This is a genomic window from Marinobacter psychrophilus (genome assembly GCF_001043175.1).
Classification (GTDB): domain Bacteria; phylum Pseudomonadota; class Gammaproteobacteria; order Pseudomonadales; family Oleiphilaceae; genus Marinobacter; species Marinobacter psychrophilus.
The window spans coordinates 1,975,810-2,002,034 of record NZ_CP011494.1; the positions used below are offsets into that span (position 1 = coordinate 1,975,810).

At 50.0% G+C, this 26,225-nt stretch carries 18 protein-coding genes and 2 pseudogenes; 11 read left to right on the plus strand and 9 right to left on the minus strand.

Annotated features, from left to right (window positions below; translation table 11 throughout):
• Positions 1-95: 95 nt before the first annotated feature.
• The 3 genes from crtI to ABA45_RS08875 all read right to left on the minus strand — a co-directional run bounded on the left by crtI (position 96) and on the right by ABA45_RS08875 (position 3,657).
• Positions 96-1,664 carry a phytoene desaturase family protein gene (gene crtI, locus ABA45_RS08865; RefSeq protein WP_084708302.1) on the minus strand — a complete coding sequence of 523 codons (1,569 nt, stop codon included), beginning with the start codon at positions 1,662-1,664 and terminating at the stop codon, positions 96-98.
• A 19-nt stretch (positions 1,665-1,683) separates the two neighbouring features.
• A complete protein-coding gene (locus tag ABA45_RS08870) occupies positions 1,684-2,682 on the minus strand; it encodes a polyprenyl synthetase family protein (RefSeq protein ID WP_048385444.1) in 999 nt (332 codons plus the stop codon).
• 162 nt (positions 2,683-2,844) lie between these two features.
• Positions 2,845-3,657: a bacteriorhodopsin-like gene (locus ABA45_RS08875; RefSeq protein ID WP_048385446.1), complete on the minus strand. Its 813-nt coding sequence runs from the start codon at positions 3,655-3,657 to the stop codon at positions 2,845-2,847.
• Between the two features lie 654 nt (positions 3,658-4,311).
• Between ABA45_RS08875 and ABA45_RS08880 the strand changes: the two genes are divergently transcribed.
• Positions 4,312-5,712 carry an aminotransferase-like domain-containing protein gene (locus tag ABA45_RS08880; RefSeq protein ID WP_048388870.1) on the plus strand — a complete coding sequence of 467 codons (1,401 nt, stop codon included), beginning with the start codon at positions 4,312-4,314 and terminating at the stop codon, positions 5,710-5,712.
• Positions 5,713-5,892: 180 nt separating this feature from the next.
• The gene (gene ccoG / locus ABA45_RS08885) at positions 5,893-7,299 is read left to right on the plus strand and encodes a cytochrome c oxidase accessory protein CcoG (protein ID WP_048385448.1); all 1,407 of its coding nucleotides are present in this window, start codon (positions 5,893-5,895) and stop codon (positions 7,297-7,299) included.
• Between the two features lie 83 nt (positions 7,300-7,382).
• Here the strand turns inward: ccoG and ABA45_RS19325 are convergent.
• Positions 7,383-7,529, minus strand: a pseudogene (locus ABA45_RS19325) (IS3 family transposase); the annotation flags it as partial.
• Positions 7,530-7,762: 233 nt separating this feature from the next.
• Here ABA45_RS19325 and ABA45_RS08890 point away from each other — a divergent pair.
• The gene (locus ABA45_RS08890; RefSeq protein ID WP_048385450.1) at positions 7,763-8,266 is read left to right on the plus strand and encodes a YgjP-like metallopeptidase domain-containing protein; all 504 of its coding nucleotides are present in this window, start codon (positions 7,763-7,765) and stop codon (positions 8,264-8,266) included.
• A gap of 184 nt (positions 8,267-8,450) precedes the next feature.
• Here ABA45_RS08890 and umuC read toward each other — a convergent pair whose 3' ends face one another.
• Complete coding sequence (gene umuC / locus ABA45_RS08895; protein WP_048385452.1) at positions 8,451-9,728, minus strand: translesion error-prone DNA polymerase V subunit UmuC; 1,278 nt, start codon at positions 9,726-9,728, stop codon at positions 8,451-8,453.
• A 22-nt stretch (positions 9,729-9,750) separates the two neighbouring features.
• Complete coding sequence (locus tag ABA45_RS08900) at positions 9,751-10,194, minus strand: LexA family protein (RefSeq protein WP_048385454.1); 444 nt, start codon at positions 10,192-10,194, stop codon at positions 9,751-9,753.
• Between the two features lie 1,242 nt (positions 10,195-11,436).
• On the opposite strand from ABA45_RS08900, the gene ABA45_RS08905 reads away from it, so the two are divergent.
• Entirely contained in the window at positions 11,437-12,216 is a 780-nt protein-coding gene (locus tag ABA45_RS08905) for a hypothetical protein (protein ID WP_048385456.1), read from the plus strand.
• 645 nt (positions 12,217-12,861) lie between these two features.
• On the opposite strand, the gene ABA45_RS08910 is transcribed toward ABA45_RS08905, so the two are convergent.
• Positions 12,862-13,989, minus strand: a complete 1,128-nt coding sequence (locus ABA45_RS08910; RefSeq protein WP_048385458.1) for a zinc-binding dehydrogenase — start codon at positions 13,987-13,989, stop codon at positions 12,862-12,864.
• A gap of 135 nt (positions 13,990-14,124) precedes the next feature.
• Here ABA45_RS08910 and ABA45_RS08915 point away from each other — a divergent pair, with 135 nt between their 5' ends.
• The 4 genes from ABA45_RS08915 (at position 14,125) to ABA45_RS08930 (ending at position 19,543) form a co-directional block, all read left to right on the plus strand.
• Positions 14,125-14,556 (plus strand): hypothetical protein, encoded by a 432-nt coding sequence (locus ABA45_RS08915; RefSeq protein WP_053076151.1) that lies wholly within the window; start codon positions 14,125-14,127, stop codon positions 14,554-14,556.
• Between the two features lie 304 nt (positions 14,557-14,860).
• The gene (locus ABA45_RS18275) at positions 14,861-17,935 is read left to right on the plus strand and encodes an EAL domain-containing protein (protein WP_227506209.1); all 3,075 of its coding nucleotides are present in this window, start codon (positions 14,861-14,863) and stop codon (positions 17,933-17,935) included.
• Between the two features lie 539 nt (positions 17,936-18,474).
• The gene (locus ABA45_RS08925; RefSeq protein WP_048385460.1) at positions 18,475-19,104 is read left to right on the plus strand and encodes a hypothetical protein; all 630 of its coding nucleotides are present in this window, start codon (positions 18,475-18,477) and stop codon (positions 19,102-19,104) included.
• Between the two features lie 64 nt (positions 19,105-19,168).
• Complete coding sequence (locus ABA45_RS08930) at positions 19,169-19,543, plus strand: hypothetical protein (protein ID WP_048385462.1); 375 nt, start codon at positions 19,169-19,171, stop codon at positions 19,541-19,543.
• 236 nt (positions 19,544-19,779) lie between these two features.
• Here ABA45_RS08930 and ABA45_RS19690 read toward each other — a convergent pair whose 3' ends face one another.
• A complete protein-coding gene (locus tag ABA45_RS19690) occupies positions 19,780-19,986 on the minus strand; it encodes a tyrosine-type recombinase/integrase (RefSeq protein WP_088558288.1) in 207 nt (68 codons plus the stop codon).
• Positions 19,987-20,226: 240 nt separating this feature from the next.
• Complete coding sequence (gene zapE / locus ABA45_RS08935) at positions 20,227-21,708, minus strand: cell division protein ZapE (RefSeq protein WP_048385465.1); 1,482 nt, start codon at positions 21,706-21,708, stop codon at positions 20,227-20,229.
• 192 nt (positions 21,709-21,900) lie between these two features.
• Here zapE and ABA45_RS19775 point away from each other — a divergent pair, with 192 nt between their 5' ends.
• The 3 genes and pseudogenes from ABA45_RS19775 to ABA45_RS08950 all read left to right on the plus strand — a co-directional run bounded on the left by ABA45_RS19775 (position 21,901) and on the right by ABA45_RS08950 (position 26,196).
• Positions 21,901-22,542, plus strand: a complete 642-nt coding sequence (locus ABA45_RS19775) for an IS30 family transposase (RefSeq protein ID WP_157035536.1) — start codon at positions 21,901-21,903, stop codon at positions 22,540-22,542.
• 1,790 nt (positions 22,543-24,332) lie between these two features.
• A pseudogene (locus ABA45_RS18525) lies at positions 24,333-24,535 on the plus strand (IS21 family transposase); the annotation flags it as partial.
• 416 nt (positions 24,536-24,951) lie between these two features.
• A complete protein-coding gene (locus ABA45_RS08950; RefSeq protein WP_048385471.1) occupies positions 24,952-26,196 on the plus strand; it encodes a transporter substrate-binding domain-containing protein in 1,245 nt (414 codons plus the stop codon).
• The last annotated feature ends 29 nt before the right edge of the window (positions 26,197-26,225 follow it).

A 26,225-nucleotide genomic window follows, 5' to 3' on the forward strand; every position in this document is an offset into this window, starting at 1 on the left:
TCCCTAGCTGATTTTCGGTCAACAGCTGGCCAGCGCAATAAAAGCTTTAAGCTCTACGCCGCAAAACATCAGCGCCAGTTTCGGATGAGTCTGACTCAGTCAAAGATCCGCTCATTTTTTTTGCCGCTTGCGCCTGACTTGCTTGCGTATTTGCCTGTGTCGGCTTCAAAGGTTCTGACGACCAGACGCTCAACCACGCCGGCTGAGCACACCACCCCGGGCACACCAGCGCCGGGGTGAACACCCGCACCCACGAAAAACAGATTTCGGTAGCGTGGAGACTGGTTATGAAAACGCAGCCCGGCCGATTGGGTAAGCGTGGGGGCAATCGAAAATCCACTGCCAAAAGGACTGTTCAGTTCGGTGTGGAAATAGGTCGGCGAAATGCTGCGTTTGGCGCGAATCTGCTGCGGAAGATCGGGCATCAGTCGCTGCGTTAGTATGCGGATAATATGCTGTTCAACATCCGGCGTAATTTTGTCCCAATCCTGGTCGCCCTGAAGGTTCGGCACCGGCGCTAATACATAGAAGGCGTCACCGTTTGCAGGTGCCATAGTCGGATCTGTTGCCGCGGGGCGATGCAGGTACAGGCTCAGATCATCAGGGATCTGACGCTGCTGAAAAATCTCGGTCAGAATTTCGCGAAAGGTTTCACCAAACACTATCGTATGGTGCGCAAGGTCTGAGTAAACTCGTTCGGTGGTGAAATACAGTACGAACAGCCCCATCGACTGCTTTAACCGCCCCCTATGACTGTCAGCCAGGCGTTGGCGAGTAGTTCGTTCAATCCACTGATCGTAAACGTACAGTGGATCTGCGTTGCTTACTAACAGGTCGGCGCCAAAGCGTTTGCCCTGGTCGGTTACTGCGGCACTTACATTCAGGCCATCCATTTCCAGATACTTCACCGACTGCCTCAGGTGCAGACCGCCGCCGTGCCGCTGAAACAGTTCCGCTAATGCCGTAACAAGCGCACCGGTTCCGCCTTGTACATACCATACGCCGCTTTTGCGCTCCAGTGCATGAATCAGAGCATAGAGCGCTGAGGTATGAAATGGATTGCCGCCAACCAGCAAAGAAGGTACCGAGAACGCCCTGCGCAAACGTTCATCTTTAAAAAACCGGGACACAAATTGATAAATACTACGGTCGGCCCTGAGCTTGATAAGGTCTGGCAAAACCTCCAGCATGTCTGCAATACGCGTAAATGGCCGCTGCGCCAGTTCGGTAAAGCCACGATCGTACATGGCGTCGGCAGCTTTCAGGAAGTGCAAATATTGCTCGCCCTCGCCCGGCGACAAACGCTCAATTTCCTCAATCAGCGCCTCGGTGGTGCTTTGATAATCGAAGTGGCTGCCATCGGCAAAGTCCATGCGGTAAAACGGTGAAACCGGCAACAGCGTTACGTGGTCTTCAAAAGATTCACCAAAACGCTCGAACAATTCTGCGAAAAGAAAAGGTGCCGTAATAACCGTTGGCCCGGCATCAAAGCTGTGGCCATCCAGCGTTAAGGTTCGGGCCCGCCCGCCCATATCGTCGTGCTTTTCCAGCAGGTCAACGGTATAGCCCCGCGCCAGCAGGCGCAGCGCGGCAGCCAGCCCGCCGAATCCGGCACCTACGACAACCGCTGTTTTCGCGGCATTTACCTCAGCTGTTTGTTTCATGGCACTGTTCTCCGCATAACTAAAAAGAGTGGCTGTGTGCTTGCACTCGGTGCTCTAATTTCATCAGCAATGGGCCTAATGTCGGCGTAATGGGCACGGGTATCTGTTGTTCAAGACGCTCTAGCTGACGTTGCCCACGCTGCAATAATGCTTGCGCGTGGCGGGTCGCTCTCAGAATTCTTTGCCGCGGGCTGTCGCTTACTGCAGCGCGATGGTGGTGCCACGCATGAAACGGATGAAGTGCTTTTGACTGACTGCGTACATCGGTGCCAGGCTCTGCCAGATCGTCAAGGTCATCGATAATCTGATAGGCCAGACCTACGGCATCTGCGAACCGCTGTATGGTGTCAAATACGGACTGATCTGCGTTAGCAGCTATGGCGCCGGTCATCATCGGAAGCTGAATCAGTGGTACCGTTTTTGCCCGCGCTGCTTTTATATAGGCCATAAACCGGGGCCGGCTATTGGGGCTGAGCGGAGCTATTTCGATGCTTTGTCCAACAATCACTCGGCTGGTCATTGTGGCTAGTTGTCGCGTCAAAACCCGGCACTTTTGAGGATCCTCAAGACCAGCGGCCAGAGTAAAAGCCGCGCAAAGAAGCAAGTCGCCGGCGCACAGAGCGACACCTTCGCCGTGCTTTTTCCATACTGTCGGGTGTCCCCTGCGAAGCTGGTCGCCGTCGAGGAGGTCATCGTGTACCAGAGACGCATTATGGATAAGTTCGCAAGATGCCGCAGCGACAAGCGCGTATTCGTGTGAACATTGAAAACTTCTGCAACTGGCAAGCGCCAGACGCGCCCTTATCAAACTACCGCGGGTGCTGATTTGATACAGACTGGCATCGCTCGCGGGCCCTTGCATGACGCCCTGCAAACCGTTGAGCATCATTGCTCTGACTTGCACCAGTTCCTGGGCATAAATAGCTTCATCGGCCGATGTGGTAACCTGGGCCGAAACAACAGCAGCGTTTGTATCTTTTTTCAAAGGTACACCGGCGACTAAGGCAGAAACCGCCATCGTTATTCTCCCTACGCGGGGATGAGCGCTGTCAGTTGGTTGTTCAACTCCTTCCATCTGTCAGGAAAGAAGGCGTGGCCGGCACGGATACAAGCTCCGTGCCGGTTTGATCACGATAGCTGACAATTAGTGATCACTTGTCAGAACGTCTTCCAACTGCGTTCAGGAGCCTTTTTTTACCGGGCTTGCCTGCTCTGCTGGAGCAGCTTCTACTGCGTTTACGTCTGCTTCTGCTTCGCTCTTGCGAATGGCAATAACAAAGATCAGCAATCCAAATACAGCCTTTGCCATAATGTCGGCAATCGTATAACCCGTTTCTACAACAACAATTGCAGATCCACCTGTTACGCCAAGCAGCGGCAGCAGGTACACAATTGGGTAGAAAGCCCAAGACGCAACAACCAGAATAGCTGCCTTGCTGATCAAGCCTTTAACGTTGTCTGGCTGCTTAGAAATCGACTCTTTCAGGCCAATAACCAGCTCGCGTACAATGTAAATAAACGGAATCATCGACAAAATCCAGAAGATCGCGCGGGTTCCCACGTTTCCAGCTACTTCACCGGGATAGCCAAGAACGATCATCAGCGCGGCCGCACCGCCAAGCCTAATTGAACGGCTCAGTGTCTCAGCCTTGCTAAGCTTCATAACCAGAATCAGTTCAACTAGCAGCAACGGTACGGTCAACAGCCAATCTACATAACGATAGGCGCGGTTGAAGCCTTCTCCAGAAACAACCACCTCACCCGACGCTACCGACGCGGCACCGTCCCAAGACAGCATAATTTGGAGATAATGGTAGGCTGCGATAGCCGTTACCAGACCGCTGATCGTTATCGCCATGCGATACGTCGGCGCAGCCGACGACATCATTAGCCACAAAAACAGCGTTGTCGAAGCCATAACGGCCAGACCAAAAGAAAAAACATTTCCTATGAAACCATACTGATCAATCGATAAACTTTGGAGTTCTAACATGTTTCTATTCCTTTTACATACCGTGCAAGGAAACTAGCAATTGCCTAACTCTAAAAGCCAGTAAACATAACTACTAACCTCAAGAGCCAGACATTCCTAATACTACTATAGTGCAATGCTTTTTCGTACATATCTGAAGCATATTGAATGTTTTATTTATGGAATTTATTTACCATATGAGAAGTCGATGTATTATTATTTTAATATTAAATTATTTAGTAATTAACCCTGAATTTTTATTTAAATGCTTGATGCAAGTCAATATCAATGACAGCTAAACATGGTTCAGGTGGCGCCCTCAAAACATACTTTGACTGATCAGAGCCATCGGGCTGTTCAATCTGATCGAGAAACCGCGATGATGCAGTTCAGTTGCTCGAAACGTGCGAGCCGATACACCTTCCCGCGTTGGAAGATTCCATGCAGGCAATTCTAGAAATTGCACGAAGCGGCAACGATGGAACTGTGGCCGTGTTCAAAGAAGAACAGTTTCACTACCGTAAGAGTGCTTGACCTGTCCCGCGGGCACGTCACTTATGTGTCAGTAACATGCTACGTTGCACGGTGAACGCGTCGGAAAATGATCAATAATAGATGAGTTTTTCGAAGTTTTCGGTTGATTTCAAAATGAATTTTTCCAACGGGCGAGATCAAATGGCGTCGCAATACCGCTACCAAGAATTAGAGAACTGGTTACTGCGGGGTATTTCTGAGCACCGTTGGCGACTGGGTGAGCGTTTGCCATCGATTCGTACATTATGCATCGAGCAAAATCTATCGAAAGCAACGGTTCAACACGCTTTACAAAGGTTGGAGGCGCAGGGTCTAGTAGAGGCTCGACCTAAGACAGGTTACTTCGTTACTTTACCGCCTACCCATGTAAAAAAATCTCTCAACGTTGGCCAAGTTGAGGCGCCTCGCCCTGTCACTGTGAGTGACCTGTTTCTCGATATTATGAAGCGCAGTGCTGCTTTTGACCTGTTGCCTGATCTGAGTCCCGGTCGACTCCCCCCCGGAATCGTGAGTTTAAATCGTTCAATTGGCAGAGCTCTGCGGCGTCAACAAGGCGAGCATCACCAGTATTACGATGCGCCGGCGGGGGTGCCTCGTTTTCTTGAGCAGCTTGCGTCTAGCTACGCTAAACGGGGCTGGGCTGCAAGACCTGAACAGCTGTGCGTAACTTCCGGTTGTCAACATGCGTTGTTTTTAGCGTTGATGGCGTGTTGCCATCGTAATGATGTAGTGGCGGTTGAGTCACCAGGATTCTACGGCGCTTTACAGCTCTTGGAGCAATTGGGCCTTCGCGTGGTTGAGGTACCGAGTTCCATTGAGACGGGTATGAATATTGATGCTCTTGAGGAAGCTCTGAAGCGTTGGAAGATCAAAGCCTGTATTGTATCGCCGGCTTACGCCACCCCCGGTGGCGCATTAATGCCCATCAACGCGAAAAAGCGTCTGATTGAGTTAGCAGAACGTCACGACTTCGCAGTGATTGAGGATGACATATACGCTGACACCGCGCTAAATGGCACGCCAGACCCTCTCAAGGGAATGGATCCGAATGAACGAGTCATTCTCTGCAGTTCATTTTCCAAAAGCGTTTCCCGTGACCTCCGACTGGGCTGGGTGTCAGGGGGGCGTTGGCATGACCGTATTGTGCATCTTAAGTTAGTGACCCAGTTGGCCACCAGTCGCTATCTGCAAGAGGGAGTGGCAGAGTATATGGCTGATGGAAGTTTAGGTTCACACCTTCGCCGTCAACGCAACGAACTTCGAATCAATCGGGATTGTTTGATCGCATCTCTACAGACTTGGCCCTGTGAAACGCGCATTAGTAGTCCTCAAGGCGGGTTGGCGATTTGGGTCGAGTTGCCAGAGTACGTGAACACGTTGTCTGCGTATCTTCCAGCGTTGGACAACGGCATCGTAATAACTCCAGGACCGCTGTTCTCAACCTCTGACCAGTTTCGAAACTGTTTGAGAATTAGCTATGCACATCCCTGGAATAGCGCCCGTTTGGGGGCGTTGGCCAAACTGCGAGGCCTGCTGTTGTAGACGTGAATCAAACCATACCTTTTTTGTTTCGATCTCCCCTTCTTAAAATCAAGCTCATTGCCAAAGTAGTTGAAACCAATCTGTACCTATTGAATTTTAAAAAGTTGAGCCTGTACCGGTCTTGATCCCGAGCGTATTCTCATCGAATTAAAATTGGCGTTACGCCGGAGAGAGTGCCCAATGAGTAAACCCATTCAAGTACATAATATTGAAACGCTTGAGGTTAAGAGTCACATTAGCGATAAGGTCTATACTCGGAGTTTTAAAGGAGTTTTTCGGCGCCTACGTATCGGAGGCGGGGCGCTCCTCTTCCTTCTTTACTTCGGAACGGTTTGGTTAACCTGGAATCAGCGTCAAGCTGTTTTATGGGACTTATCGGCAAAGAAATTCCACATTTTTTCGAGCACTTTCTGGCCTCAGGATTTGGTTCTGTTATCGCCAATTTTAATCGTTTGCGCGTTTGGTCTGTTTTTCTTGACAGTGTGGGCGGGCCGAGTTTGGTGTGGTTATACCTGCCCACAGAGCGCTTGGATGTGGGCATTTATGTGGGTAGAAAAGATTTCAGAAGGTGACAGGAACCAACGTAAAAAGCTGGATCGAGCTCCTACAAGTCTTCAAAAAGTATATAAAAAATCGAAAAAACATGGGCTTTGGTTGCTTATCAGCGTGGTCACCGCTGTTACTTTTGTTGGTTATTTTGCGCCTATTCGTGAGCTAGTACCCTCGTTACTGACTTTTCAAGCAGGTGAGTTGGCCACCTTCTGGGTGTTTTTCTTTACGCTTGCTACCTATCTCAATGCAGGCTGGTTACGAGAAAAAGTGTGCCTTCATATGTGCCCATACGGACGTTTTCAATCGTCTATGTTGGATAAAGACTCGTTGGTTATTAGCTACGATGTGGCTCGCGGAGAAGCGAGGGGGGCCAGGAGTTCAGGATTGGATTATAAAGCTGAGGGATTAGGCGACTGTGTCGATTGTCAGATGTGCGTACAAGTATGCCCTACAGGAATTGACATCCGAGACGGCCTTCAAATGGAATGCATCGGCTGTGCGGCGTGCGTCGATGCTTGCGACTCCGTTATGGAGAAGATGGGTTATGAAACAGGCCTCATCAGGTACACCAGTGAGCGAGAACTCAGTGGCGAGCCTTTGAAAATTGTTCGTCCCCGGCTCGTAGGCTATGGCGCCGTTCTGATAGCGATGATAATAACGTTGACCTGGGCCATAGCTTCGAGGCCTCTCGTGAGCTTGGATGTCGCCAAGGACAGAGGCCTATATCGCTTAAATACGCAAGGCGAGATAGAGAATAGCTACACATTGAAGGTCATCAATAAAAGTCATCAAAACAGAAGATATAATGTTAGTGTAAAAGGATTCGAAGGCTTGAATCTAATTGGCCCAGCGTATGTCAACTTAAACCCCGGAGAGCAGCTGACGTTTCCATTATCCGTGAGCGTAGCGCCTGGTGCTCTAAAAGTTGATGTCACGGAAATTGCATTTTATCTGACTCAACTTGGGCAAAACGATTCAAGTTTAATGTCGACAAGCAGGTTTACGGGTCCATTAGACAACCACAGAAAGTACTGAATTTCTGGAGTCTGTAGGCGTGTGGACCTAACTGTTTACAGATCAGCCCCAGCCCACTCATCAATCGGCGAACCTTGAATCGCCCGTTCCGGCCGCTCACAACGAGCCTCCAATTCCTGAATTCGCTGCTGCTCCAGAGTCAGAGCTTTGGATTTGGGGGTAAAGGCGTTTTCGCCGACATCTAGGGAGCGGCTGGCTTTGGCAATAGAATGCCTTTGGTCAAGCGCCAGACAAGCCGCTTCCTACTTGAACTCCGGCGTAAAAGATCGTCGTTTCCTGGTCATCAGATACCTCGCTTATAGCGGCAATATTACCAGCTACGTGGTATTCGGAATCGTTGAACCACTACAATATCTATCCTGCACGAGGAAAACGTGAACAGAAGGTGTGAGGGAAATACGCTACAATTCGCAGATATTGCTTTTTCGACTCACTCCATATGCCTAATATAAAGGATTAGTCAGTGACTACCTTAAAGTATATAGCTCATTACTCTGAGCAAATTAAAACACAAGCAGGTTTGCTGATTACTAGTGGTCGATTAGGTAATTATCTCGAAAAAAAATATCCAGACCTTCATGAAATACAAAGCGATAAGATGCTGTACCACTACGTAATTGAGCTAAAAAATCAGTATATGCGTAAGGGTGATCCTATTTCTCAAGTCAGCTACAACAGCAAACTCAAGGTGCTTAAAAATGCGCTAGGTGTTCATACTTATCAATCACGAGTGCAAGGCAGTAAGTTAAAATCACATAACAGCATCATGGTGGCCAGCTTATTCAAAGAGGCGCCGCCTGAGTTTTTGCGAATGATCGCAGTGCACGAGTTATCGCATCTAAGACAAAAAGAGCATAACAAAGCTTTCTATCAATTGTGCTGCCATATGGAGCCTGATTATCATCAACTTGAGCTAGATACCCGTTTGTGGCTGCACTGGCGTGAACAACAATCTATCCGTTTCTGAACTTATAACAATCACAAAAGGAGCTGTCTCCAGGACAATGCGGAATTTTTCTTCGCTACTCCATTTGTCAAGAATGGCTGAATTGGTTGGCAGAACGGGTGGTGTTCTAGCTTGTTAGTAGATACTACTCTCGACATTCGGAATAACTCGACCTAAATCCTCAAGCAAGGCCTCTTTATAAGTTTCAAGTTACCCCGGGTAACTGCCTCCAATCTGTCGTGTAAGCCGGCGACAAATGCTCTTTTCGCATTGCATAAGCCGCGGGGCCTGCTTGCCTGGCACTGCACACCTTTGTCCGTGATCTTCGGTTGATCTCGTCCATCACGGACATCAACCGGGCGGCTCTGTCATCCTGATCAGGTGACGGGTTGGCAAAAAAATCCTCTTGGATGATCGCCTTGTTAACTAAGTCACTCAACATCACGCCGGCTTTCGCATAGCCGTAACCCGGCCGATACATAGGCCTGAGTAAACTTAGAACCTGCTGAACGATGACTCTCGAGTCTTGTGTGGGTGTGATCAGCCCTACGGATGCGCTATTGGAATACTGAGGCAGCTCCGTTCGGAACGAGTTGGTTCGAAAAAACACCATCAGTGTGCCGGCGTACTGTCCCCCTTTCCGGAGTTTTTCTGTCGCTCTCGATGCAAACTGGACAACGGCTTCTTCCAGGTCGGGTAAGGCTTTTACCGGGGAACCAAACGAACGGGAGCACATAATCTGCTTTTTCGGCTGAGGGGCATCCTCCCAGGGTATGCAGGCAATGCCATTCAGTTCACGAATTGTGCGTTCCAGTATCACGGAAAACTGTTTACGCAACGTTGCAGGGTCAGCGTCAGCGAGTTTGAGTGCGGTAGTGATCCCCATTGCCTGGAGCTTGGCTGATATTTTCCGGCCAACACCCCAAACTTCATCCACGGGCGCCAGAGCCATTAATCGTCGCTGCCGTCCAGTATCGGTCAAATCTACAACACCCTCAGTTGCCCGGTATTTTTTAGCCGCATAGTTGGCGAGTTTCGCTAGAGTTCGAGTGGGCGCGATGCCAACACAGACTGGCAGGCCGGTATTCTGAACAACGATGTCTTTCACCTGGTGCCCAAAATCTCTCAGGGGCACAACCCGCTCAACGCCTGAAAGATCCAGGAAAGCTTCATCAATGGAGTACACATCTACCCGCGGCGCCAAAGCTTCCAGGGTCGTCATTACACGCCGGCTCAGGTCACCGTAAAGAGTGTAATTGGACGAAAACAAGTGAATGCCATGCAGTCGAATTTCCGACCGTATGTGGTGTACCGGAACGCCCATTTTAATGCCAAGCGCTTTAGCCTCCCGTGAGCGGGCAACCACGCAGCCGTCATTGTTGGACAGTACGATCACTGGGGTATCCCGCAAATCTGGTCGAAATAGCTTTTCACAGCTGGCGTAGAAGTTGTTGCAGTCAACAAGGGCGAACACCGTTTTCATGCAGTTGTCTCGGTGGACGTCATTATGACTTCCGTCCTCGCTTAAGCGATCGGACGACATTGGTGACCACACCAAACACTTCTAACACCATGCCGTCTTCGATAAAGATTGGCTGATAAGCCGGGTTTCTTGGAAGCAGGCACACTGGTGGAGGTGTGAGATGTAGCTCCTTAACCGTCATTTCTGACTCCAGGCTGGCGATAATGATGTCACCGTGTTGTGCTCGCAGAGATCGGTCAACCACCAGGACATCGTCAGGAAAAATGCCGACACCGATCATGGACTCCCCTTGCACACGCACAAAAAAAGTCGCTGCAGGGTGTTGAATGCACAACTCATTTAAATCGAGAGTCTTCTCAATGTAGTCCTCTGCGGGTGAGGGAAAGCCAGCGGATACTCGCTCCAGAAAGAGCGGGATGCGCAAGCGGAGGAAGGTTTGGGCGTCACCAAGCAAGATGCAGGACATGATTTACACCAGATACTGTTTATTTATACAGTAGTCTGATGGGATTCGATCGCCAGGTCAAACGAGTTTAGAAACAATTTGGCTACAAAAACACCAAAGTCCGGATTGCTTGGTTCGCGAGGCCCGCCTCAATCTCTGGGCCTCGCCACAGGATATCGATTACCAGCACACGCGTAATCTCAAGAGCGCGCCGGTGGTGCAAATGGCTTAAAACGCAGAAAAAAGGGGCAGGGCGGCCGAGCAAGCGTAGCCTCCAGTTTTCACCCAAACGCTTTATTCCGATCAAATACTGAATTCGTCGGCTAGATTCAGAAACAGGCGGTAACGGTCTTTGCCTTGTGTGTCAGTCAACCTCAGTCCATACACCCGGTCTATGAGTTAACATAGATTTTAGGACGCGGATTGAGGAGTGTAAGCAATGCCAAAACCTGAGTCACAAATACCCGATAATCACATTCTGCCAGACAGTTAGTTGGAGAAGCGGACCGTCGTCGGCTTTCTACGAAGTACAAGCTGAGAATACTGGCAGAAGCAGATCAATGCGGCCACGGGGAACTCGGCCCTTTATTGCGCCGTGAAAACCTCTACAGCAACCAATTGTGGAATTGGCGTAAGCAGCTGAAAGCCGGGGACGAGGCTGCTTTATCCAAGTCTGCACCGGGGCCTAAAGCATCAAAAAAACCGGATCAGAAACGCATTGAGCAGTTAGGGAAAGAGCTGGCCAAGACGCAGCACCGTTTGCGGGTGACGGAGGACTGTGTGGATCTCCAAAAAAAGCCTTGTCGATGCTCGATCTGTCGAACAATGGAAGCGATCCATCATGACGGTCTTTGAGGCGCGCCCGGCGCACATTCCGTTCCGCTTTGCCTGTGAGGCTTTGGGGCTGAACCGAAGCACCGTATACGCATGGCGACGACGTCAGAGCACCGCTCCAGACCCGGCCAGGCGCTCTCGTAAAACGACGCCGCAACAGGAAGCTGTCCACATCAACCCGATCACTTCGGAAGCGCTCGAAGGTGAGACAAGTACCACTGTGAACTTCTCAACGTTACCGGCAGCACGAAAGACGCTGGAGCGGGCAAGTAGAGGTTAACGTTTTAAAGAGTTGTCCATATGAGGTTGACATGTTCCGCAGTCTTTAGAGGGAAATGTAGTGAAAAGCCAGAAAAAGTGTAACTAGCCCAATATGCAATTTATTCAATCAGTTATGATTTTTTCACATGTAACGAGGGGACTTGAGGGATGAACAACTCCATCATCAAAGTGGCCGACACATTCTGGAATATTCGCGGGTCGTTCAAGCTCGGGAGGCGTATTGATATCGGAACGCAGGCCTCCCTGGTACAGCTTGCCAGTGGCAACTTCGTGTTCCTGGACGCTTACGCTTTCGATGCTTATCAGCAGGAGACGATCAACTCGATTGTTGGCGGTGCCAGGGTAGAGGCCATTCTCAATGTACACCCCTTCCACACCGTTAATGTCGAGAGAATGCACGAGCTTTACCCTCATGCGAAACTCTACGGCACAGCCCGGCATCGTAACCGGTTCCCGAATTTACCCTGGGAATCCGAATGCACCGAGCACGATGCCCTTCATGAAAAGTACCGTGATGACCTGGAGTTTTCGGTGCCCCGGGGCGTTGTGTTCATTTCCGACAACGAAAATGTGCACTTCTCATCCGTGCTGGTGTTTCATCCCGAATCGGGTGCGATCCACGTGGACGATACCTTTGGGTACGCAGAGCTGCCGGGTTGGCTCCCAAGGCTGGGCGCGAAAGGCCTTGTGAGTCTGCATCCCACGCTGCCGCTTGCGCTGGAAAAACGTGCGGGAGCGGCGAGGGAATTCCGGGAATGGGCACAGACCCTGTTTTCCGACTGGGGTGCGGCAACAACGCTGTGTGCCGCGCATTCGGCACTACTGCAGGTGGAGGCTGGTGCGCCATCCCTTCAAACACGACTCAAACGGGCGCTAATGGTTAATGAACCCATCCTGCGAGCCCATCAAATGCTGTATGGCAAATAAGAGGTTTTACCCCGTTACTGCTGGCATTTCTAAAAGGAGGCTCTATCAGGCCCTGCTTATGCAGGCGTTGGAGCACCTATCCAGGCCACCTTAAATAGCCCGTTTGGGCGCGGCAAAAAGGTCCACTTTTTAATGGTCGCAACGCCTGTCGAAGAGGTTGGCCGCGACCATGATTCTAACTGGGCTGTTATCGAACCTTTCAGTGCTGCTTAAATCGTTCAGATGTCTGACCGAGTAAACCGCCATCGGAAGGCTTCACTGAATAGTGAAGTCTGGCCCTTCTGGATCGTAATTTACGCTCACTCAAAGGCAAAACCGCCCGTTTCATGTGCCCCGGTACTGACCTGAACTACCCAATAGAACAGCAACCATCGTCGGAGATACTTCGAGACCTTCCAGTGAAGTACTCTAACGGAACATTCCCGACCAATTCCATACTTCCATTTGGTTACCAAGGCGTGAAGCTACGTTTAGCTGCCGACGCCGAGAATTGCTGTTGGGAGAACAAAGCCTCGGCGACTGCACCGGTCTCTAACAACAGACTGACCTCAGCTCGTATCTTAAACGGCACGAAAAGAGATTCCGGCTGCTGGAGTCAGTCTGACTCCAGCAGCCTAGGATGGCCTTGCGGCCAAAGATCAAACGTTAGCTCTGTGGTTTGATTAGGAACTTCTCTCCGGTAGCCTGTTTGCCGTAAACCGCGATCGCATCCAGTTGTAAAGCATCGGCCAGGGATACTTCGTGAGTGTAGCGGCTGGCGAACGTGGTTTTGATCTCGGCGGCTATGCGTTTGCGCATGGCGATGGTGGTTTCCTTGCCCAGTTTTCCTAACGCATTAAACAGTAAAAAGCCGTTCACACCCCAGGCAAAACCAAAGCTGCGGTTTAGCGTGATGGGACCGCGATCAAGCCCGCCATAAATATAAACCTGTTTATAGATGTCAGATCCATACACGCTGTATTCAGTGATGTTGCGAGCGACGGCGGCTTCCATGCAGGTGAGAATATTACTAGCCAATTTACCGCCACCGATAGGGTCGAACGCGATAGTCGCGCCGGTTTCGATCAGTGCTTGGGTCAGGTCTGCCATAAAGCTGTCGCTACTGGAGTTAACCACGTATTTGGCACCCAATTCGCGCAGCAATGCTTCCTGTTCTGGCTTGCGGACGATATTGACTAGGTCGATGCCGTCGGCGATGCAGATCCGGTTGAGCATTTGTCCGAGGTTAGAGGCGGCGGCAGCGTGAACGATAGCCTTGTGACCTTCAGCGCGCATGGTTTCTACCATGACCAATGCCGTCAGCGGGTTAACAAAGCTTGAAGCGCCTTCGGCTGCAGTCGTACCCGGCCCTAGTTCCAGACAGCTTTGCACATTGGCACAGAGATATTTGCGGTAGCTACCACCGCCAATTACCGCAACGGTTTTGCCCATCAAGCTTTGCGCAGCGGCTGATGAGCCCGCAGCGACGACTGTACCGGCCCCTTCGTTGCCTACGGGTATAGGCTTGCCAACCCGCTTTCTAACGGCACCCATGAACTTGGCCGGGACATCGGCACTGATGACTGGGCGATCGGCGCTACCGGATTGGCTCGCAGTCGTCATATCGGCCGCGCTGAACATCACTCCCAGATCAGATGGGTTAATAGGGGCGGCTTCGATGCGGATGACCACTTCGTTTTCGCCGGGCTGGGGGATCTCGATCTCGCGCAGGGCAAGTTCCAGTTTGTTGTCTTCGCTAATGGTGGAAATAAGTTCGATGTTGGTGTCCGACATTTTTTTCTCCTGAAAAAGTTAGGTGGCCTGGCACTTCACTAACCGGTCTTACCTCATAAAATGAGGGACAAGCCCTTAGCGCCTGCGTGACCCGGGTCGCTGGACTGTCTGATCGTAGCGGAAAACTGGGGTCAGATGAGCATTTCACCAAGCAATAATGTTCATCTGACCCCCAATTACACCGATAATGAGCCGGCCGCTGAATATTTGCGGACCCAAATTGGGCCACATGACGGTTTTGTTGAAGGGATGGCATTGCGGCCCAACGGTTTGATTGATGAAGCTGAAGTATCTGAGTACGGAGTGCATGCATCGCCGACACGAAGCGTAATATTTGATGCTGGCAAGGCCAGCCGAATAAACGTGGGTTATTTCACGACCGAGTTGATCACTGATGACGTTACTTGGAGCAGATGGGTGGGACAGATGCCGGTGATTTATAGTGTTTTATCAAGTGCAGGCACGGCGACTGCACCAGTCTCTAACAACGGACTTTCCGAATTTTTGCGTACCTTTCCTGCTGTAATCGAGCTATGGCCTAAGCCCCTAACGATTCAGGGACTTTAAGTGTAGTTTACGCCGGTGATGGGCGCTACTTACCCCCTTTTGACCTTTGCACATAGTTCGGGCACTGGTTTTGCCAGTTCTGAACTTGAGCTGAAATAGCTTGGCACAGTTATATTTCCGAACGATGATGCACATCGGTGTAAAATCCAACTCTACCAGTGTTCAACGGGAAGCCCCCCGCTGCGCTTTGATTTATCCTGATATAGGCCTGAGGTCAGGCTCATAATCGATCTCCAAGGACGTCGTTATCTATCCAATACTGCGTACATTGATTTTCTGCTCAGCACTGTTCTTTTTGACATGGATGTCTCCTGCCGTTGCAGCACCCGCAGGGCAAGAGGATATTGTTGATCTGCAATTGCGCTGGCATCACCAGTTCCAGTTTGCCGGCTACTATGCTGCCGTTGAAAAAGGTTTCTACAAGGAGGAAGGGTTACAGGTTCGCCTCCATGCCGGAGATCCTGAGCATCAGCCGGTGTCTGAAGTTCTATCCGGGCGAGCCCAATATGCAGAGGGTAATAGTGAAGTCCTTTACCAGCGCCTACAGGGGCAGCCACTCGTCGCTCTCGCCGTGATATTTCAGCACTCTCCCTCTGTTCTACTCACTCTCAAGAGTTCCGAGATCAGTTCTGTACACGACCTCATCGGCAAAAACGTCATGCTGGCGAACTCAGATGAAGACGCCGATTTTTTGACCATGCTGCTCAACGAAGGTATCTCGTTCTCGCAGCTCAACATCATTCCGAGTAGCTATCAGCTTGATGACCTCATCTCTGGCAAGGTCGCTGCGTTCAACTCCTACACCACTAACGAGCCGTACTTTCTAAAACTGCAAAACATTGCGTACAACATTATCGATCCGGGTAGTTATCGAGTTGATTTCTACAGTGATATTTTGTTTACGTCCGAGGCTGAACTGCGCGACCATCCAAAACGGGTCGAGGCGCTACGCCGCGCGACGCTGAAGGGCTGGCGTTATGCGATGGACAACCCGGAAGAGATTATCGATCTGTTGATCACTAAGTATCAGGTCGATAAGACCCGCGATCATCTGCGCTTTGAAGCCGCTGAAATGCGCAAGTTGATTTTTCCCGACCTGATCGAAATCGGCCATATGAATCCGCAACGCTGGCAACATATGGCCGAAACCTTCGTTAAAGCCGGGCTAGTCTCGGAATCCAACTCTCTTGATGGTTTCATCTACAACACCAACCCCAGTCGTTTGCCCGGTTGGGTACTCCCGGCACTCTTCGCAGCACTTTTATTGCTAGCCGCGACTGGGTCCATCACCTATTACCTGCACCGCTTTAATCGCCGCATGGCTCATGCTCAAGACACGCTAAGAGAGAGTGAAAGGCGCTTCAAAGCACTCAGTGAGGCCTCTTATGGCGGCATCGTCATTCACAACAAAGGACTGATTCTCGAGTGCAACCAGGGCTTATCCGATATCACTGGTTTCAGCTATCAGGAGCTCGTCGGCATGAACGGTCTCGGGCTCATCGCGCCAGAATCTCTCGAGACCGTTCTGGGCAATATACACAGCGGCTATGACCATAGTTACGAAGTTGTCGGCGTGCGCAAGGATGGCTCGAAGTACCCCCTAGCCATTAAGGGAAAGAATATCGTGTACAAGGACTACGATGCACGGGTCATCGAGTTTATTGATATCACCGAACGTAAAGTCGCCGAAGAGCAACTCAGACTAGCGGCCAGCGTGTTTACCCATGCACGTGAAGGCATAATGATCACCGACAGCAGCGGTAACATCGTCGAAATCAACGACACCTTCAGCCACATCACGGGCTATAGCCGCAGCGAAGTACTCGGCAAAAACCCACGATTACTCAAATCAGATCGCCAGAAAAAAGAGTTTTATACCGACATGTGGGCCTCATTGCTCAGCAAAAAACACTGGTATGGAGAGCTGTGGAATCGGCGTAAAAACGGTGAGCTATTCGCCGAGCTGATGACGATCAGCGCAGTCTCAGATGCCGATGGACAGACCAAGAATTATGTGGCTTTGTTCTCTGATATCACGCTGATGAAGCAGTACCAGCAACAGCTCGAACATATTGTCCATTACGATACTCTCACTAATCTACCCAATCGTGTGCTGCTGGCAGACCGCCTTCTTCACGCCATGAGCCAGAGTGAGCGACGAGGGCAATCGGTGGCCGTCGTTTACCTTGATCTGGACGGCTTTAAAGCCGTCAATGATGCCCATGGACACGAAGTGGGTGATAAATTGTTGATTATGCTTTCACAGCGTATGAATGAGGCTCTACGTGAAGGAGACACGCTGTCACGCATCGGCGGTGATGAGTTTGTCGCTGTCCTGGGTGATTTGGAGATGATTCAACATTGTGAGCCATCGTTGAAGCGGCTGCTTCTTGCGGCGGCTAGCCCTGTCACCGTAGGGCGCGTAACGTTACAAGTATCCGCCAGTATCGGGGTCACGCTCTACCCGCAGGACGGTGCCGATGCCGATCAGCTCATGCGTCATGCCGACCAGGCGATGTATGTTGCCAAGCAGATGGGCAAGAACCGTTACCACCTGTTCGACGTCCATCACGACGAATCGGTCAAAACCCAGCGCGAGAGTATCGAACATATCCACCGAGCCCTCGATGACGATGAGTTCGTGTTGTATTACCAGCCCAAAGTGAACATGAAGACCGGTGCGGTGATCGGCGCCGAAGCCTTGATCCGTTGGCAGCATCCTGAACGTGGCTTAGTCCCGCCCGGAGACTTTCTGCCTATCATTGAGGACCACCCAATAAGCCTGGATATAGGGGCATGGGTGATCGATACCGCCTTGTCGCAAATGGCCGAATGGCTCGCTATGGGACTGAATATCCCCGTCAGCGTCAATGTGGATGCCCTGCAGTTACAGCAGCGAGACTTCGCCGCCAAACTGTCAGAGGCACTGGCCAGGCACCCGGAAATAAAACCCTGTTGGTTGGAGCTGGAGATACTGGAGACCAGCGCTCTGGGTGACATGGCCGACGTTTCAGCCATCATGCACGCCTGCCGCGAAATTGGTGTGAGCTTTGCGCTGGATGACTTCGGTACGGGTTTCTCCTCGCTGACATATCTCAAACGCTTGCCCGCCGATCTGCTGAAGATCGATCTGAGTTTCGTCAAGGACATGCTAGAGGACCCGGATGACCGTGCGATCGTGATGGGTATCATTGGCTTGGCTGCGGCCTTCGATCGTCAGGTCATTGCCGAAGGAGTGGAGACTACGGCCCACGGAACTCAGTTGCTAGCGATGGGCTGCGAGCAAGCTCAGGGTTATGGAATTGCACGGCCGATGCCAGCAGCTGAGATCCCCGCATGGGTAGCTCAGTGGAAGCCAGATGCCGCTTGGAATGGATGAAGGCTCATTCGTCGAGCAGGCAGTCTCAGAGAGGACACTCAAAGGACGTATACGGCTAGTTTATTGAGTACTGCAGAGTTATTCGCAATTCATCCCCTATGGCTTTGCCGTGAACGGCCATTAGCTGACGGCTAAAGACTCAGGGCTCTTAATGACCGGTTTGTTCTCAAAGCGGACCTTTCTTACGGTGCCGCGACTGACCGTGTTGACCACAAAGCGGACCTTTTGCGCTGCCCAAGATCCCCATGACACTATTTCTAACCGCTCGTGTTTTGCTGCAGATTTCCATATGTGGTCTTATTAAGGTGCAGATAAGTCGCAGCGCATTTTTACGCAGAGGAAAGTCGCTGCTTCAGAAATGGAGAATTTGGCAGATCACTTTTGCCTTTACGAATTTACTTGCCAGAAAGGGTCACATTTCAGCGATAGCAAGTAACCAAATAACAAGACGCTTAGATTTGCTCCCGGCCTAGCGGCCGTCCACCAGACGCCCCTATCGGGCCGCTGCTTATTTCAGCATGTGTTTCAAGGAGGTAGTTTTGCGATCACCACAATCTGTGAAGGCGCTTGAGGAACTGGGTCGAGTGCGCTTATCTAACTCGTTCTTCATGAGAGATTTTTTATACTCGGAAATCTCTCAAATCGAGCGGATCCCGAATATTCCAGAATATCCTGATAGAGCAATTGAGGCGGGACGCGGCCTTTGCCGGGAAGTCCTTGAGCCAATTCAAAGAGCTTTAGGCCGCATTTCAATCAGATCTGGATACCGCTCTCCCGCTGTGAACGGAAAAGGGGCCGAAAATAAAAATCAATATAACTGCTCCAGCAATGAGTCGACCTATGCTAATCACATTTGGGATTACCGAGACAAGAATGGCGAGATTGGAGCAACTGCATGTATTGTCGTTAATTCGTTTGTTGACTACTACGAAAAGACGGGGAATTGGCAAGCGCTAGCGTGGTGGATTCATGACAACGTACCAGCGTACTCATCACTATACTTCTTTCCCAAGCTTGCAGCGGTAAATGTTAGTTGGAGCCCGACGCCTAAGAAATGGATAAAAAGCTACGTTCCACCGAAAGGAACTCTGACAAAGCCAGGAGAGAGAACCCACAATGAAGGGCATGAGGCGCTTTACATAGATTTCCTGCACAGCATCAAAACATAGGCAAGGGATGCTCCTGACGTTGCGCCCCTGCTGTTCGCATTAACAATACAAGTGGAGAGAGCTCGTGATAGCAACCAAGGAAGAATTTCAGCAAGCCCTTTTAAAACTGCGGGATAAAAGTCGCTTCCGTAACACCAAGTATCTCGACCTACTGAAGGCTCAGTATTCATCTCCGAACCACACAATTACGGCAACCAAGTTGGCCCAGGCAGTTGGCTACGAGAACTATAATGCAGCCAACCTGCAATATGGTTCGCTAGGCCATGAGCTGGCAGAAGTTTTGGGCTATAAGCCTCCCGAGAGAAATAACGGAGAGCCGATGTGGTTCTGGACAATTTCGACAGGCAGCGAGGCAGAATCTGATTCGGCTGGGCATTATGAATTTGCGATGCGTCTAGAGCTCGTTCAGGCATTGGAAGGAATGAAGTGGGTCAAGTGATCGTTACGAGTCGCAGCTTCGGCATTGGGGCTGTTCGAAAAATAGAAACTCCCATTGATCAGTGTGCTGTTTGTAGCATCATCCAGGCCTTCCTAATAGTCCTTTCGGCACTGCAACAGGTCCGCTTTTATCAGAATCAAGCCAGAGTAAAAGATCCGCTCCTAAACAAAAGCGAACATTCGCGACGATCAAAAATGATGGCTTTTTTCCCACCAAAACGATCGAAATGAAGCGCATTATGAACCTGGCAATCGATCAAAAGGACTCACGGTTCCCGCCCGTCGATCGCCCAATATATGCGTGTAGATTTCAGTTGTTCTGATATCGCTGTGCCCGAGTATTTCCTGCACCGTTCGAATATCACTTCCAGATCTTAATAACTCTGTCGCAAAGGCATGCCGAAAGGTATGTGCCGTGACTCGTTTATTAATGCCACTGGCTATAACTGCCTATCTTAATTGCCGCGAATAGGTTGAATGGTGAAGATGATGTCGGCACACATAACCGGCTATTGGATGAACGCATCGGGTTGATGAAGGAAACAAATATTGCCATGCGAGGTCTTTCATTACGGGCCCCTACTTTTTGTGCAGAGAGGCAGGAACTGAAGTGAGCCCAAATCCATCGGCCAGATCAGATTCATGAACTGCCCTGACATAGGTTTGCAAGATAAAGACCTTTAGTCATTGCCGTCCCCATTCATTTCCTCCCATTTCAACCAACCGAGAAGCGGCTCGTCGAAAGGAAAAGGCGAGATCATTGGCAGACGATAATTGTGCCAGCGACACGCCAATTCGACCCGTCGCCGACCACTCATAATATTCTCCCTCTTTGGTGCGAATCATGGTGGTCGCAAAGGAACTTGAGTTTCCTCCCTTTTCATTGACGATCAATTCTTCATCTCCGTCGCTGCTTTCGGCTTGCGCTTCAAAATCAACAAACAACTCGTCGAGCGGGACTTGTGCCGCCAGCACCAAGCGGGTGCGAGATTCATAACACGCGTCAATGAGGGTCACGAATCGTCGTGCTTCGTTGAGGTGATTGGCGTCCAGTTGGGGGACGCGCTCCATGATGATGACCGGAAATCGGCGGCAGAGAGAAATATAATCGGCCGCCCCGAGCGGTTGGTAGCACAACTCGGAAAAGTCAAACCAGGCGCACCGGTCATTCAATCGGGTCACCTGGACGGTGCGACCAAAGAGGACGGGAATGATCTCGGCCTCAGTTCCGGATGCAGTGCTACCAAATATTTTTTCCAACTGCGCTTGCATGTTGTTTTTATTATTATTATCACTATGAACTTTCTTGTTTGACCAAAAATAGGATTGACCATCCGCTCGATTTTCAAGTCGATAATCCTTGCTGGAATCCTCCATGGAAATAATGTCGAATGTGTGTTTTAAAATGTCTATGAAAGGCAAAAAGAGGGAGCGGTTAATGCCTCCCTCATACAAGGCATCGGGAGAGCGATTCGAGGTAGCCACTACCACCACATTTAAATCCAATAATAATGAAAAAAGTCGCTTCAAAATCATGGCATCGGCAACGTCTGTCACTTGAAATTCATCGAAACACAGGAGTTGGGCTTCTTGTGCCAATTGTTGCGCGATGATGGGAATCGCATCACCTCGTGGGTACTCCTGTTTGTAGGCAAAGATGCGATGATGGACGTCTAGCATGAACTCATGAAAGTGGACGCGGCGTTTGGTTATGTTTATGTGTTTGTGGCTGTCATTAGTACAGCAAGAATTATCATCAGGAACAGAAACCGATGCGTAAAAGATATCCATTAGAAAGCTCTTGCCGACCCCGACCGGTCCATGAATGTACATGCCTCGCGGTGGTGGACCAAAAGACCACAAATGGAACTTCTTTCGAAGAAAAGACTGAGCGTGTGCCAAGGATCGCGCCAGTAACCGTAACAGTGGACTGCTGTTTTTAAAGCTGCTCTCTGTCGGTTCGTCGCTGCGTACTGATACTGGTGGGAGCGAGGTAAGAGACTCGTGCAGGGCATCGAATTTTGCCGCCAGAGCGACCTGCGCGTCATCTCGTCGCACCTCCCCCGAATCCACCATGCGTTTATACGCTGCTGTCACGGGGCCTGGCGGGAAGGACCGCCAAGCGACGCGATGTTGTGCTGTCATATTATTGATCACAGTCTTCATATTGGAACTGATGAGTTTATTAACATGGTGGTATGGTACGCTAGGTCTCTGTATGGGTATCAAATTAACCCTGACACACCTCCTCTATTCGTGAATTCAGATAATAACTGCAGCATTTTGGCGTAACCAGGTAGAGGCGGGAGGGCTGTCGCCGGTACCCTCACGGGCTTTACCGACCAAAGTGAAGCAGTGATGAAGTACCGACAACTGACCCAAACACAACGATACCAGGTTTCGGCCCTGCGTGTGGCCGGCAAAAGCCAACGACAGATCGCAGCAATGCTTGGCTGCCACAACAGCACGATCAGCCTCGAGTTGCGACGGAACAGCATTCGAGGCTACGAGCCCGAGAGGGCTCAACATCAGGCAAACACCCGGCGTAGAACCGCCTTCAAGCGTCACAAACGGGTGCAGTGGCTGACGGACTGGGTAACTGAACGACTGAAGGAGCATTGGAGTCCGGAACAGATTGCAGGCTTTATGCGCCGCAAGAACATTCCAGTGCAAGTCAGTCACCAGTGGGTCTATGACTTGATCCATCGGGATCGTCTCCTGGGTGGTCGCCTCTGGAGCTTCTGTCGGCACCGGAATAACCGTGGTCGAAAACGCAGAGCGAAGGAAGCGGGCCTTGGTAAAATCCCGAATCGGGTCGGAATAGATTGCCGCCCCAAAGAGATTGAGCATCGTGCCGCGCTTGGCCACTGGGAAAACGACACAGTACTCCAGGGCCACAAACAATCCGGCTTGGTGACGCTGAGTGGTTACCTACTCGCAGGTCGCCTGAAGCGGTTTACGGCCAACCAGACAACGCGCACTGTGATCAGCGTCGTCTGAATGTCCGCTTTGCGACCTCAGCGTGCCTTGTTTCCGAGTAGCGGACCGGGAAAACGACCGTTTTCTGAAAAAAGGTCTGCTTTTATCAGAAAACGGTCGTTTTCTGAGCGCTAATTTTGCACTCTTAAAAACTAACTTTTCTTGTAGTTTTTTGATAAACAATTGCGTCTAAAAATCTACGACTAGAAAACGGTAGGGCAGCTTGGCAGTCGGCACACTACCTGTAGCGACGAAAAAGTTACTTTAAGAAAGCTTATGCCTGTAAAAACTGACCGTGAAGGGTGGGTGTCGCCAGTAGCGGTCAAATTTGACCGAAGAGCGCAGGGATTGGGAGGCAAAAAGTGGTAGCCGGCAGGGCGAAAGCAATTGGTGTGCGCGCACACAGAATGCGGTGAATGGAGAATCGGCAGTTGGAAGCGGGGCATGGCGCGGTCAAATTTGACCGTCACCCTAGTTGGAAGTTATGTATAAAGGCCAATGTTCTATATATGTCGGCACGAATATGTATAGAAAATTGAGAAAAGTATACAGGCGTGACCACGCGTGCTTGGCCGATTTTGCTCATCAGAAAGGCTCCGAGTATGCCGCAGAGATAAAAGGAGAGGGCGAAAACAAAATCCGTAATAATGTTCTTTTAACGGATTTTTGGTCAAAGAGCGGTAATAACGTAGACCACGGTTGGGGTTTTATCTTGCAGAGTCACAAACAAAGCTTATTAACCAATGCATTTCGGATATTCAAACTCGGTAACGTCTCCAATATTGGCTCGATTTGCCTTTAGGTTATGATTCGTGTTCCAAGAGTGCAATCAGCGTCCTAAGCCAATCAATCCCATCGCGAGTTTCTAAACACTCCGCAGGAGTTTTATGACCGGGCCTAGAAAAGGGCTACGCAACCAACCAACTCGGATAGCTTTCGGTTGTGAGACGGTAGTACGCCAGATTAAGTACTTTGCGTGGAAATTAAGTACTTTGTGTTGAAAAATTAAGTACTTTGTGTGGTCGTCCATGTTGAAAAATTAAGTACTTTGTGTGGTTAGATGACCACACAAAGTACTTATTTTCTGGGACTACAAATCAATAACTTAGGGTCATAATTCCACGCAAAGTACTAAAGAAACTTAATGTAAATTCTAGTATACGGGGTCCGGTTAAATTTCCACACAAAGTACTGAATTCGTCGGCTAGATTCAGAAACAGGCGGTAACGGTCTTTGTGGAAACGAAACTAATTTAACTCTACTTGGATACAGTTTCCTTTCCTGGGTAGTCCATTGCCACATTGGGACTCAGAATAGGATAACTGCATTACTTGGGATGGAAGCAACGGCAGATGACAGGATTCGAACCTGTGACCACTGCCTTCGGAGGGCGGTAATCTTAAACGGTGAGATGAGATTTTAGTCGGCATAAATTTTGTTTTTCAACAGCTTATGGCCGCTGGGCTAAAAAGTTTAAAACCTCTTTAAAACCGATATTTACACGTTTTGCGCCACTTGTGGGCACACGATTGTCCGGTTTCTGGTGTCGAGCTTTGCCCAATTTGAGTTCTGCCTAAATCAATACTTCTCGATGAATTTGCCGAAATGCAGGGCTCAGCGACTCTAAAAATTGTCTGGTCTCAAGTATCGCATTTTCGCCGAGGGTTCTGGCCACTGATTCCAGGCGCAGCCTGCTACTCATTCCACGCGAAAGCTGCCATCCCGGCAGGCTGCCTGACTCACCCCATCGAAGCCGTTCGGCACGGAATAACTTAACGGTACTCTGAGTCTTTTCATCCGGAGGAGACCAAATGTCTGCGGAGCGGTTATCCAAGCGCAAGATCAAAGCAGTTCTTCGCCTGAAATGGGAGCGAGGGCTGAGCAACCGACAGATTGCGGCGCCAGTCGTCCCACGGTAAGCGAGTATCTTCGGCGTTTAGCCGAGGCCGGTCTGAGCTGGCCATTGCCGGAAGATATGGGTGAGCCTCGCCTAGAGCTGCTTTTGTTCCCGCCTAAGTCAACAGTGACAGTTTTAAACGGTTGGAAGAAGGCCGCAACTTGGTTTTGTCCTATTCAAGGTTGGCTAACACGGAGAGTCAACGCTTCCAAGCCGCGCTTGAATCAGCCGACCGTGTGCATCATTTTGAGCCCTCAAATCAGCAATGCGCACTAGTTTGGCCCGCCATATAGCATGCAAACCCCTTTATTTTCAGCTAACTCTATAAAAGTAAGCCAGTAATTTATTTGGCATGCATCGTGCATTCTTTCTTATCAGGACTAATTTATTCATAAGCTGCAAGTTTTTGGTCCATGCCCGAAAAATCTCTCCCGTCGTTAAGTCAAAACGATGGTCTGTATGGTTTTTCAGGATATGAGTTGATTCTCTGAATATCACTGAGTTATTCAATTTACGAGCTAGAGGGTTACAACATGAAGTTTACAAATAGAATCAGCTGCAAACTCAAGCTTGGCGCTTTTTTAGGTGCTGTCAGTCTTTTAACGTCCGGGTTAACGCATGCTGCCAAGGAAATTGAGGTGGGGGTTCTTTTCTCTCAGACAGGTGGCCTATCAATCGTAGAGAAGTCTCTTGCCAGTGCGACTCTTATGGCTATTGAAGAAATAAACGCGAAAGGCGGTGTAAACGGAATGGTGATCAAGCCACTAGTTGAGGACGGCGCTAGTGATCCAAAGACGTTTAACGAGAAGGTGAGCAAGCTGGTGATTCGTGACAAGGTAGCCACGATTTTTGGCGGTTACACCTCGGCGAGCAGAAAAGCGATGCTACCAGTGGTCGAAAAACGCAATAGTTTGTTGTTTTACCCTACTTTTTATGAAGGGTTTGAATGCTCAAAAAATGTAGTCTACACCGGCGCTGCTCCCAACCAGCAGCTAAACAATTATATTCCGTGGCTAGTCAAAAATTTGGGGAAGAAAAAATTCTTCATTGTTGGTTCTAATTATCTGTATCCCAAAGAAATGGCAAAAGTTGCCAAAACGTTAATTGAAGAGAACGGTGCCGAATGGGTGGGCGACGAATATCTAGCTCTCGGGCATTCTGAGTGGAGCTCCATGGTCAAAAAGATTAAAGATAGCGGTGCTGACATTGTACTTTCCAATGTCGTTGGTGGTTCGATAATTTCGTTTTATCGTGAATATGCCAACCAGGGCATCTCGCAAAAGGATATTCCGATTGCTTCAACCGTAACATCCGAAATCGAAGTGGCGGCTATGGGCGGCAAGTTTGCTGCGGGTAGTTACACATCGTTTCCTTACTTTCAGGCGGTCGATACCGAAGCCAACAAAGCATTCATCGAGCGCTACCGCGCTTATACCAAGGATGAAACTGCAGTCACGCACCATGCGATGGAGTCGGCATATTCAGGAGTTTATCTCTGGGCCAAAGCCGTTTCTAAAGCAGATGGTATTAAACCAAATGAAATAATGGAAGCGACTAAAGGCGTAAGTTTTGACGCTGCCAGTGGAACAATGACAGTCAGTGCGGATAATCTCCACACATCAATGACACCGCGTATTGTGCAATGGAATGAGGATGCTCGGGGCACAATCGTTGACGAATTCAGCGCTCCAGTAATTCCACTTCCATATGCAGCTTACGGCGAAACTGCTGGCAATCTGTTTTGTAGCGAATCTGGTTTGGATAGCTCCAAATTGTAAAGAGGATCCAGGAAGACATGCGTTTAAAA

Coding starts and splice junctions, on each gene's coding strand:
- crtI (WP_084708302.1), bottom strand. CDS start 1,664: ATGAAACAAACAGCTGAGGTAAATGCCGCGAAAACAGCGGTTGTCGTA.
- ABA45_RS08870 (WP_048385444.1), bottom strand. CDS start 2,682: ATGGCGGTTTCTGCCTTAGTCGCCGGTGTACCTTTGAAAAAAGATACA.
- ABA45_RS08875 (WP_048385446.1), bottom strand. CDS start 3,657: ATGTTAGAACTCCAAAGTTTATCGATTGATCAGTATGGTTTCATAGGA.
- ABA45_RS08880 (WP_048388870.1), top strand. CDS start 4,312: ATGGCGTCGCAATACCGCTACCAAGAATTAGAGAACTGGTTACTGCGG.
- ccoG (WP_048385448.1), top strand. CDS start 5,893: ATGAGTAAACCCATTCAAGTACATAATATTGAAACGCTTGAGGTTAAG.
- umuC (WP_048385452.1), bottom strand. CDS start 9,728: ATGAAAACGGTGTTCGCCCTTGTTGACTGCAACAACTTCTACGCCAGC.
- ABA45_RS08900 (WP_048385454.1), bottom strand. CDS start 10,194: ATGTCCTGCATCTTGCTTGGTGACGCCCAAACCTTCCTCCGCTTGCGC.
- ABA45_RS08905 (WP_048385456.1), top strand. CDS start 11,437: ATGAACAACTCCATCATCAAAGTGGCCGACACATTCTGGAATATTCGC.
- ABA45_RS08910 (WP_048385458.1), bottom strand. CDS start 13,989: ATGTCGGACACCAACATCGAACTTATTTCCACCATTAGCGAAGACAAC.
- ABA45_RS08915 (WP_053076151.1), top strand. CDS start 14,125: ATGAGCATTTCACCAAGCAATAATGTTCATCTGACCCCCAATTACACC.
- ABA45_RS18275 (WP_227506209.1), top strand. CDS start 14,861: ATGTCTCCTGCCGTTGCAGCACCCGCAGGGCAAGAGGATATTGTTGAT.
- zapE (WP_048385465.1), bottom strand. CDS start 21,708: ATGAAGACTGTGATCAATAATATGACAGCACAACATCGCGTCGCTTGG.
- ABA45_RS19775 (WP_157035536.1), top strand. CDS start 21,901: ATGAAGTACCGACAACTGACCCAAACACAACGATACCAGGTTTCGGCC.
- ABA45_RS08950 (WP_048385471.1), top strand. CDS start 24,952: ATGAAGTTTACAAATAGAATCAGCTGCAAACTCAAGCTTGGCGCTTTT.